This is a genomic window from Kitasatospora sp. NPDC093558, assembly GCF_040683475.1.
Lineage (GTDB): Bacteria > Actinomycetota > Actinomycetes > Streptomycetales > Streptomycetaceae > Kitasatospora.
Map to the genome: position 1 here is coordinate 1 of NZ_JBFBDY010000294.1, position 7,998 is coordinate 7,998.

10 protein-coding genes are annotated in these 7,998 nt (G+C 73.9%); 5 read left to right on the top strand and 5 right to left on the bottom strand.

Annotated features, from left to right (window positions below; translation table 11 throughout):
• The first annotated feature begins 196 nt into the window (after positions 1-196).
• From AB0O00_RS23960 to AB0O00_RS23970, 3 genes are all read left to right on the top strand, one after another.
• Positions 197-673 carry a phage holin family protein gene (locus AB0O00_RS23960; protein WP_363654953.1) on the top strand — a complete coding sequence of 159 codons (477 nt, stop codon included), beginning with the start codon at positions 197-199 and terminating at the stop codon, positions 671-673.
• Between the two features lie 77 nt (positions 674-750).
• On the top strand, positions 751-1,830 hold the full coding sequence (locus AB0O00_RS23965) for an alpha/beta hydrolase (protein ID WP_363654955.1): 1,080 nt from the start codon (positions 751-753) through the stop codon (positions 1,828-1,830).
• A 130-nt stretch (positions 1,831-1,960) separates the two neighbouring features.
• Positions 1,961-2,170, top strand: a complete 210-nt coding sequence (locus AB0O00_RS23970; protein WP_363654957.1) for a hypothetical protein — start codon at positions 1,961-1,963, stop codon at positions 2,168-2,170.
• A gap of 87 nt (positions 2,171-2,257) precedes the next feature.
• Here the strand turns inward: AB0O00_RS23970 and AB0O00_RS23975 are convergent, their stop codons facing one another.
• The 5 genes from AB0O00_RS23975 to AB0O00_RS23995 all read right to left on the bottom strand — a co-directional run bounded on the left by AB0O00_RS23975 (position 2,258) and on the right by AB0O00_RS23995 (position 6,501).
• Positions 2,258-2,959 (bottom strand): metal-dependent hydrolase, encoded by a 702-nt coding sequence (locus AB0O00_RS23975; RefSeq protein ID WP_363654959.1) that lies wholly within the window; start codon positions 2,957-2,959, stop codon positions 2,258-2,260.
• 185 nt (positions 2,960-3,144) lie between these two features.
• Positions 3,145-4,329 (bottom strand): MarP family serine protease, encoded by a 1,185-nt coding sequence (locus tag AB0O00_RS23980; protein WP_363654961.1) that lies wholly within the window; start codon positions 4,327-4,329, stop codon positions 3,145-3,147.
• 46 nt (positions 4,330-4,375) lie between these two features.
• A complete protein-coding gene (locus AB0O00_RS23985) occupies positions 4,376-5,125 on the bottom strand; it encodes a CoA pyrophosphatase (RefSeq protein ID WP_363654963.1) in 750 nt (249 codons plus the stop codon).
• On the bottom strand, positions 5,122-5,991 hold the full coding sequence (gene nth / locus AB0O00_RS23990; protein ID WP_363654965.1) for an endonuclease III: 870 nt from the start codon (positions 5,989-5,991) through the stop codon (positions 5,122-5,124). The genes AB0O00_RS23985 and nth overlap by 4 nt, the downstream gene beginning before the upstream one ends.
• Before the next feature lie 81 nt (positions 5,992-6,072).
• Positions 6,073-6,501 carry a hypothetical protein gene (locus tag AB0O00_RS23995; RefSeq protein WP_363654967.1) on the bottom strand — a complete coding sequence of 143 codons (429 nt, stop codon included), beginning with the start codon at positions 6,499-6,501 and terminating at the stop codon, positions 6,073-6,075.
• Positions 6,502-6,688: 187 nt separating this feature from the next.
• Between AB0O00_RS23995 and AB0O00_RS24000 the strand changes: the two genes are divergently transcribed.
• Positions 6,689-7,186, top strand: coding sequence for a GNAT family N-acetyltransferase (locus AB0O00_RS24000; protein ID WP_363654969.1), 498 nt, complete (start codon positions 6,689-6,691; stop codon positions 7,184-7,186).
• A gap of 213 nt (positions 7,187-7,399) precedes the next feature.
• A partial coding sequence (locus tag AB0O00_RS24005) for an alpha/beta fold hydrolase (RefSeq protein ID WP_363654971.1) occupies positions 7,400-7,998 on the top strand: 599 nt, incomplete at its 3' end.

The window sequence follows — 7,998 nt, forward strand, 5'->3', positions numbered from 1 at the left end:
CCCCTCCACGGGCTCCACGGGGCGTCGGGCGCCGGGACACGTCGCCCCGGCGGGGCCCCGGAGTGGTGTGCGACTGGCCGGTAGGGGCATGATTCTGAGCTGTCGACAGTCCACTGACGCCCCCGGGCCCCCTCCGGCCCCCGGAACCGCACCGCGCGGCGGCGTCACGCCGCACAGCCGCAGAGGAGAACCGCTGATGCCCGCAGGAGCCGCAGACCCGTCCAGCAACGGCCGGGCGCCCTACGAGGGCGAGCGTTCGGTGGGGCAGCTGTTCGCGGCGGCCACCGCCGACCTGTCCGCGCTGGTCCACGACGAGATCGCGCTCGCCAAGGCCGAGCTGCGGGCGGACGTCAAGCGCGGCGTCTCCGGCGGTGTGTCGCTGACGGTCGCGGGCGTGGTGGCGCTGGCGGCCGTCCCGATGCTGAGCGCCGCGGCGGCCTTCGGCATCCACGCGCTGGGCCTGTCGCTTGGCTGGTCGTTCCTGATCGTGGCCGGTGCCTACCTGCTGCTCGCGGTGCTGCTCGGCCTGCTGGCCTGGCGTTCGTTCAAGAAGATCGAGAAGCCGGTCCGCACCATCGAGGGTGCCCAGAAGACCGCCGACGTGCTGAAGAACGCCCGTCCGCGGCCGGCCACCAAGGAGGAGATCGACCGCGCGCTGGGCCGCATCCCGTAACGGGCGCGGCCCGGTCGGGGGGCCCGACAGCGAGTGCCGGGCGCGTGTCCGGCGCACGGATGTGACACGCTCTCGGTATGCCGCTTGACCAGAAGCCCGTGCCCGCGCAGCCCCCAGCCGACTCCGGCCCGGTCCGGAAGGCCGTCCGGGAGCCCGGCGGGGAGCCCGGTGGGGAGCCCGGTCGGGAGGCCGCCGCGTCGGCTGCGGAGGGCGTCGGCGAGGACGCCGGGAAGGCCCGGGGCGGCTCCGCGGCCGAGGACTGGAGCATCCGGCAGGGCGGCCCGTGGACGCACCGCGACCTCGCCGCCAACGGCGCCCGGTTCCACATCGCCGAGCTGGGCGAGGGCCCGCTGGTGCTGCTGGTGCACGGCTGGCCGGAGTACTGGTGGGCCTGGCGCCACCAGCTGACCGCGCTCGCCGAGGCCGGCTACCGGGCCGTCGCGCTCGACCTGCGCGGCATCGGTGGCAGCGACCGCACCCCGCGCGGGTACGACCCCGGCAACCTCGCCCTGGACATCACCGGGGTGATCCGCTCGCTCGGCGAGCGCCGGGCCCACCTGGTCGGGCACGCCTCCGGCGGCACGCTGGCCTGGGTGGCGGCGGTGATGCGGCCGTCGGTGATCCAGAGCCTCACCGTGGTGTCCGCGGCGCACCCGCGGGACCTGCGCCGGGCGCTGCTCACCGACCGCCGGCAGATCGCCGCCTTCGAGCACGTGCTGGGCTTCCAGCGGCCGTGGATACCGGAACGCCGCCTGGTCGCGGACGACGCCGCGCTGGTCGCGCGCTACCTGGACGAGTGGACCGGGCCGGACAAGCTGGACGAGGCGGCCGTGCACGCGTACCGGCAGGCGATCCAGATCCCCAGCACGGCGCACTGCTCGATCGAGCCGTACCGCTGGCTGCTGCGGTCGATGGCCCGTCCGGACGGCATCCAGTTCGCCCGCCGGATGAAGAAGCCGATCGCGGCGCCCACGCTGCACGTCCAGGGGGCCGCGGACCCGGTGCTGCTGTCGCACACCGCGCTCGGCGGCGGCGAGTACGTGGCGGCGCCGTACCGCTGGCGGCTGATGCCGGGCGTCGGGCACTTCCCGCACGAGGAGGCGCCGGCGGAGTTCACGACGGACCTGCTGGACTGGGTCGGTCGGCACAAGGAGTAATCCCCCGCGGGCCTCTCGGGCCTCGGCCGCACCAACTCCCTTGATTTTGCGCTCATATGACAAACGCATAGGCCACTTTCGATGCGGTCCGGACGGTTACCCCGACCGGCCCAGGGGCATCCATTCCGGTATGACCTGGATGCCCGATCGCGGCGGCGCATCGCGCGGCCGACGCCAGAACAGCCCGCACCGGTCCGCCCCCCGTTCCGGCTGGGCGGACGACCTCGGCTACGACGGCACGGACGGCCGTCAGCGCTCGGCGCAGCGACAGCTCGGCATCCCGCACATCCTCGGCCGGCGCGCCCGCTGGGTGGGCGCACGACTGCGGCGCGAGACCTGAGGTCCCGCGCCGCGGTCGTCAACGGCGTGCCGCCCGGTTCACCCGGGCAGTACGAGCCCGCTCCCGGGCGTCGCCAGGGCCCACGCGTCAGTTCACGATCGTCGGCGACAGCGCCGTGAACCAGAGCAGGACGAAGGTCGCCACCGACATGATCGGCACCAGCACCTTCGTCTCGACGTTGTTGCCGCTGCGCTTGATCAGCACGATCTCGTAGCGCTCCTTGTGCGGCCAGAGCAGCGGCGCGCCCTTCTTCGTCAGACAGTCGCCGAGCAGGTGCGCCAGCGTGCCCAGACCGACCGCGTACGGCAGCCAGCCGGGGGCGTTCGGCATCCAGGTGTTCATCCCGAAGGTGCCGAGCGCGGCCAGGCCGACGACGGTGATCCACGCCTCCGGGCCGTCGCCGGGCGGGCAGAGCCGCAGCGCCCGGATCGCGAGCGCGAGCAGGAAGAACGTCACCGCGAGGGTGAAGTTGCGGCCCAGGAAGGTGACGCCCGCCCAGGTGCCGCCACCCATCAGCGCGACGAACAGCAGCGAGTGGGTGGCGTGCCGGTGACCGCCGGAGGCCCAGGCGACGAAGCGGCAGAGCGCCTTGGATATCGGGCCGAGGAAGTTGGCGATCGAGCCGTCGTGGTGGTCGAGGTCCGGCAGCAGGGCCGCGCCCGCGCACAACACCGTGCCCATCAGTATGTCCGCCGGCTGCAGCGTCGTGTGCAGCAGCAGCGGGGGCAGGAACGGCGCCGATGCCGCATACAGCATCGCCCCGCTGACCGCGTGCGAGTGACCCATCATCGGACTACCACGACCTCCCGTTGACCTCACTCCGGTACGGCGCCGGATTGAGCCGAACGGGTGAGCGCGGCCGAGGCTACCAGGGAGGACTGACGGTCCGACGGATATCCGACCCCCGCCGCACCGGCGCGCCGACCAGCACCGACCAGCACCGACCGGGTGCCGAGGAGCGGCGACCGGCGGTGTCAGAGCGCGCAGCCCTGGGTGTCCACCCGGGTCGTCGCGGTGCCGCCCTTCTCGACGTCGTCCTTCACCTCGGCCGCCGTGAGCACGTACCCGGTGTCGGCGCTGTCCAGCGACTTGGCGAACACCACGCCGTACACCTGGCCGTCCGGGGTGAGCAGCGGCCCGCCGCTGTTGCCCTGGCGGACCAGCGAGCGGACGGAGTAGACGTCGCGCACGACCTGGCCGCGGTGGTAGATGTCCGGGCCGTTGGCCTGGATGCGGCCGCGGATGCGGGCGGGCTGGACGTTGAAGGCGCCGTTCTCGGGGAAGCCGGCCACGATGGCGCTGTCGTTGGTCCTGGCCTCGCCCGCGAAGGCCAGCGGGGGCGCGTTGAGCTTGGGCACGTCGAGGACCGCGATGTCGCGCTGCCAGTCGTAGCGGACCACCGTCGCGTCGTAGAGCTGGCCGACGCCGCCGATCTGCACGGTCGGCTCGTCGACGCCGCCGACCACGTGGGCGTTGGTCATCACCCGGTGCGGGGCGAACACGAAGCCGCTGCCCTCCAGCGTCTTGCCGCAGGAGGTGGCGGTGCCGACCACCTTGACCAGGCTCTGCCTGGCCTTGGCGACCGCCGGGCTGGCGGCCAGCGCGGGGTCGGGCGTGTCGACCTGGGTGATCGGCTCGTGCTCGAAGGGGTTGAAGACCTGGGGGAAGCCGTTGCGGGCGAGCACCTTGGAGAAGTCCGAGAACCAGTTCGGCGCGTCGCCGGGCAGCGCGTCCTGGACGCCGCCGAGGATCGCCGAGGAGCGGACCTGCTTGGAGACCGTCGGCAGAGACGTTCCGGCGAGCGCGGAGCCGATCAGCCAGGCCACCAGCAGCATCGAGATCACGTTGACGACCGCCCCGCCGGCCGCGTCCAGCACCCGCAGCGGACGGCGGTCGATGTGGCCGCGCAGCTTCCAGCCGAAGTGCGTGGTGACCGCCTGGCCTATCGCGGCGAACACGATCACCACGACGACGGCGACCACCGAGGCCGTCGTGCCGGGGCTCAGGTGGTCGAGCAGCAGCGGCAGCAGCTGCACGGCGAGCAGGCCGCCGCCGAGGAAGCCGACGACCGACAGCACGCCCACCACGAAGCCCTGCCGGTAGCCCGACACGGCGAAACCGACGGCGGCGAGGATCAGCAGCACATCCAGGACGTTCACCCGGACACCCTCCCACGACCGGCGGCGGGGCCGTGCGGACGGGCCCTCACGAGGGCCCGGCCTCGCCGCCCAGCAGCGCGCGCGAGCGCTCGGTGTCGCCCTGCACCAGGGCCAGCGCGTCGTCCGAGAGGTCCACGATCCGCGACGCGTCCCAGGGCCGCTCCAGGCCGCTGTGGTGCAGCACCCGGTCGATCACCCCGGCGGTGAAGCCCCAGACCAGCCGGCCGGCCACCGCGAACGCCGGGCCCAGGTGCCCGGACGGGTGCCGCAGCCGGACCCGGTTCGCCGGGTCCGCGAGCTCCGCGATCGTCACCCGGAACACCGCGCCGGTCTCCCCCGCGTCCACCGGGCGCACCGGCGACTCCTCGCGCCACCAGCCGAGCACCGGGGTCACCACGAAGCGGCTCACCGGGATGTAGAGGGCGGGCAGCGCGGCGAACACCTGCACGCCGGCCGGGTCGAGGCCGGTCTCCTCCCAGGCCTCGCGCAGCGCCGCCGCGATCGGGCCGGGACCGTCCGGGTCGCCGTCCTCCGGGTCGAGCGCGCCGCCCGGGAAGGACGGCTGACCGGCGTGCGAGCGCAGCGAGCGGGCCCGTTCGATCAGCAGCAGGTCGGGGCCCTGCTCGCCCTCCCCGAAGAGCATCAGCACGGCGGCCGTGCGGGCGTCCTCCACCGGCGGCAGGAAGCGGCTCAGCTGCTCGGGCAGCACGCGCTCGGCCGCGTCCCGGACGGGCTGGAGCCACTGCGGCAGACCGTCCCGCTCGATCTCGCGCACCGTCGGCGCCGGCCCGCTCACTCGCCCACCGCCAGATCCGCGACGTGCCCCTGGTGGGCGGCGGCGTCGGCGCGCGCGGCGGCCTCGCCGGGGAAGTCCCCCGGGGGCTTCAGCCGCTGGCCGGGCTGGCCGCCCATCTCGTACTTGAGCAGCTTCGTCGCCTTCTCCGGGTCCGTCTCGCCCTCGCCGTACGACGGGCAGAGCGGCGCGATCGGGCAGGCCCCGCAGGCGGGCTTCTGGGAGTGGCAGATCCGGCGGCCGTGGAAGACCACGCGGTGCGAGAGCATCGTCCACTCGGACCTGGGGAAGATCTCGGCGACGGCCAGCTCGACCTTGACCGGGTCCTCCTCGGCGGTCCAGCCGAACCGCCGCGCCAGGCGCCCGAAGTGGGTGTCGACGGTGATCCCCGGGACGCCGAAGGCGTTGCCGAGGACGACGTTGGCGGTCTTGCGGCCGACGCCGGGCAGGGTCACCAGGTCGTCCAGGCGGCCCGGGACCTCGCCGCCGAAGTCGTCGCGCAGCGCGATCGACAGGCCGATCAGCGACTTCGCCTTGTTCCGGAAGAACCCGGTCGGGCGGATGATCTCCTCCAGCTCCTCCGGGTTCGCCGCCGCCATGTCCTCCGGGGTGGGGTACCGGGCGAACAGCGCGGGCGTCGTCTGGTTCACCCGCAGGTCCGTCGTCTGCGCGGACAGCACGGTGGCCACCAGCAGCTGGAACGGGTTCTCGAAGTCCAGCTCCGGGTGCGCGTACGGGTAGAGCTCCGCGAGCTCCCGGTTGATCCTGCGCGCCCGCCGCACCATCGCCAGCCGGGACTCGGGCTTCCTCGGCCGCGCCGCGGGCTTCGCCTTCGGCGCCGCCGCCTTCCGGACCTTGCTCTCTGCCATGAACGAAGGCTACGCCGGACAGCCGAACCCGTGCGCCGCATTGACCGTCCCCGGTCCCACCGGACCGGGCGGGAGCGGGGGTTACTGCCCCTGGCGGACCTTGACGCCGCCGACCAGCGAGTAGGAGCGGACCTTGACGACCGCGCCGCCCGGCTCGCCCACCACGCCCTTGCTGCGGCCGCCGAGCAGCGAGAAGCCGCTGACCTCGACCGTGGTGCCCTCCGGGACGGTCAGGTCGACGCCGCCGAAGACCGAGAAGGCGTCCACCTCGGCCGAGGCGCCCTCGGGGTAGGCCAGCTCGGCGCCGCCGACCAGGGCCGCCTTGACCAGGTGGGTCGGGCCGGCCGGGAGCCCGGCGTCGGTGTGGTCGAGCTTGGCCCCGCCGACCGCGGCGACGTGCACGGTGCGCTCGCGGGCCTCGAACTCGCCCCGGTGCTTCAGGCCGCCCAGCAGGGCGAGGCTCCACTCGGTGCGGCGGGCGGCGGTCGGGGCGTTCTTCGTGATCTCCATGACCTGAACACTACGGCGGGCGGCTGAGGGCCCGTCAGTGTCGACCGGCACTGCTCCGGAATGACATCTGTCATGGTCGGAGGCGTGATCGACACTGCGGGACGACGGTCGGCGGGCCGGCTCCGAAGGGGCGCCCGGGCGGAAAACCCGGTCGCCCGGGAGCGCCCGGGCGGCTAGCGTCGCGCGCATGGTCGAACTCAGCCGCAGTGTGCTTCTCCCGCCCGAGATCGACGAGTTGACGCGGGTGTGCGAAACGAATCCGCAGTACTGGAGGTACAGCGGGGACCTCGATCCGGACGACCTTTCGGTCGCGGGCATCCACGCCATGCTCCGCGACGAGGCCCGGGCGGACGGCTGCGAACTGCTGACGGCCCGTGCCGCGGACGGCCGGACGGTCGGGCTCGCCCAGGTGCTGCTGCGCCACCCCCGGGACGGCTTCCCGTGGATCGGGCTGCTGCTGGTGGACGGGCGGGCGCACCGCAGCGGGCACGGGCGGGCGATCGCCGGGGCGCTGGAGGAACGGTTCCGCGCGGCCGGGGAGACGGGCGTCCGCCTCGGGGTGCTGCAGGACAACGTCGAGGCCGAACGGTTCTGGACGGCGCTCGGGTACCGGCGGATCGACATGCGCCCGGACGCCGCCAAGGGCCGCCCGACCCTGGTGATGCACAAGGACCTGTCGGGCTGAGAACCGACGCACACGCGGGAGCTCCGTCCACAGGCTGTGGACGGAGCTCCCACCTGTGCGCCGCGGCGTTCGTCGTGCTGGGTGTGGCCCTGCTGTGAGGCCCTCGGGGCGCTGCCGAAAAACCCGAAAAAAATTTCTGCGGGAGAGCGATGAGTTCCGTCCGGGCGGCCGGTCTACCCCTGTGAAAGCGACGAACCCCCGAAGGGACACCCCGTGAACGCCACCGCCACCCGCACCGTTGCCTCCACCGACGGCACCGAGATCGCCTACACCGTCACCGGTTCCGGCCCGGCCGTCGTCTTCGTCGACGGCGCCCTCTGCCACCGGGCGTTCGGGCCCGGCGCGGCGGTCGCCGAGCAGCTGGCCGCGCACCACACCGTCTACACCTACGACCGGCGCGGGCGCGGCGGCAGCGCGGACACCGCGCCGTTCGCCGTCGAGCGCGAGATCGAGGACCTCGCGGCCGTCATCGCGGCCGCCGGCGGCGCGGCCAACGTGATCGGTGTCTCCTCCGGCGCGGCGCTCGCGCTGCGGGCCGCCGCGAGCGGGGTCGCGATCAGCCGGATCGCCGTCTACGAGCCGCCGTTCAGCACCGAGGACGGGCAGCGCGAGCGGTTCGACGCGTACGTCACGGACCTGGCCGAGGCGCTCGCGGACGGGCGCCGCGGTGACGCCGCCGCCCGGTTCATGGCCTTCGTCGGCATGCCCGCCGAGATGGTCGATCAGATGCGCGGCGCGCCGGTGTGGCCGGCCTTCGAGGCGGTCGCGCCGACGCTCGCGTACGACGCCGCGGTGGTGGGCACCGCGGCCGG

Coding starts and splice junctions, on each gene's coding strand:
- AB0O00_RS23975 (WP_363654959.1), bottom strand. CDS start 2,959: ATGATGGGTCACTCGCACGCGGTCAGCGGGGCGATGCTGTATGCGGCA.
- AB0O00_RS23960 (WP_363654953.1), top strand. CDS start 197: ATGCCCGCAGGAGCCGCAGACCCGTCCAGCAACGGCCGGGCGCCCTAC.
- AB0O00_RS23995 (WP_363654967.1), bottom strand. CDS start 6,501: ATGGAGATCACGAAGAACGCCCCGACCGCCGCCCGCCGCACCGAGTGG.
- AB0O00_RS23965 (WP_363654955.1), top strand. CDS start 751: ATGCCGCTTGACCAGAAGCCCGTGCCCGCGCAGCCCCCAGCCGACTCC.
- AB0O00_RS23970 (WP_363654957.1), top strand. CDS start 1,961: ATGACCTGGATGCCCGATCGCGGCGGCGCATCGCGCGGCCGACGCCAG.
- nth (WP_363654965.1), bottom strand. CDS start 5,991: ATGGCAGAGAGCAAGGTCCGGAAGGCGGCGGCGCCGAAGGCGAAGCCC.
- AB0O00_RS24000 (WP_363654969.1), top strand. CDS start 6,689: ATGGTCGAACTCAGCCGCAGTGTGCTTCTCCCGCCCGAGATCGACGAG.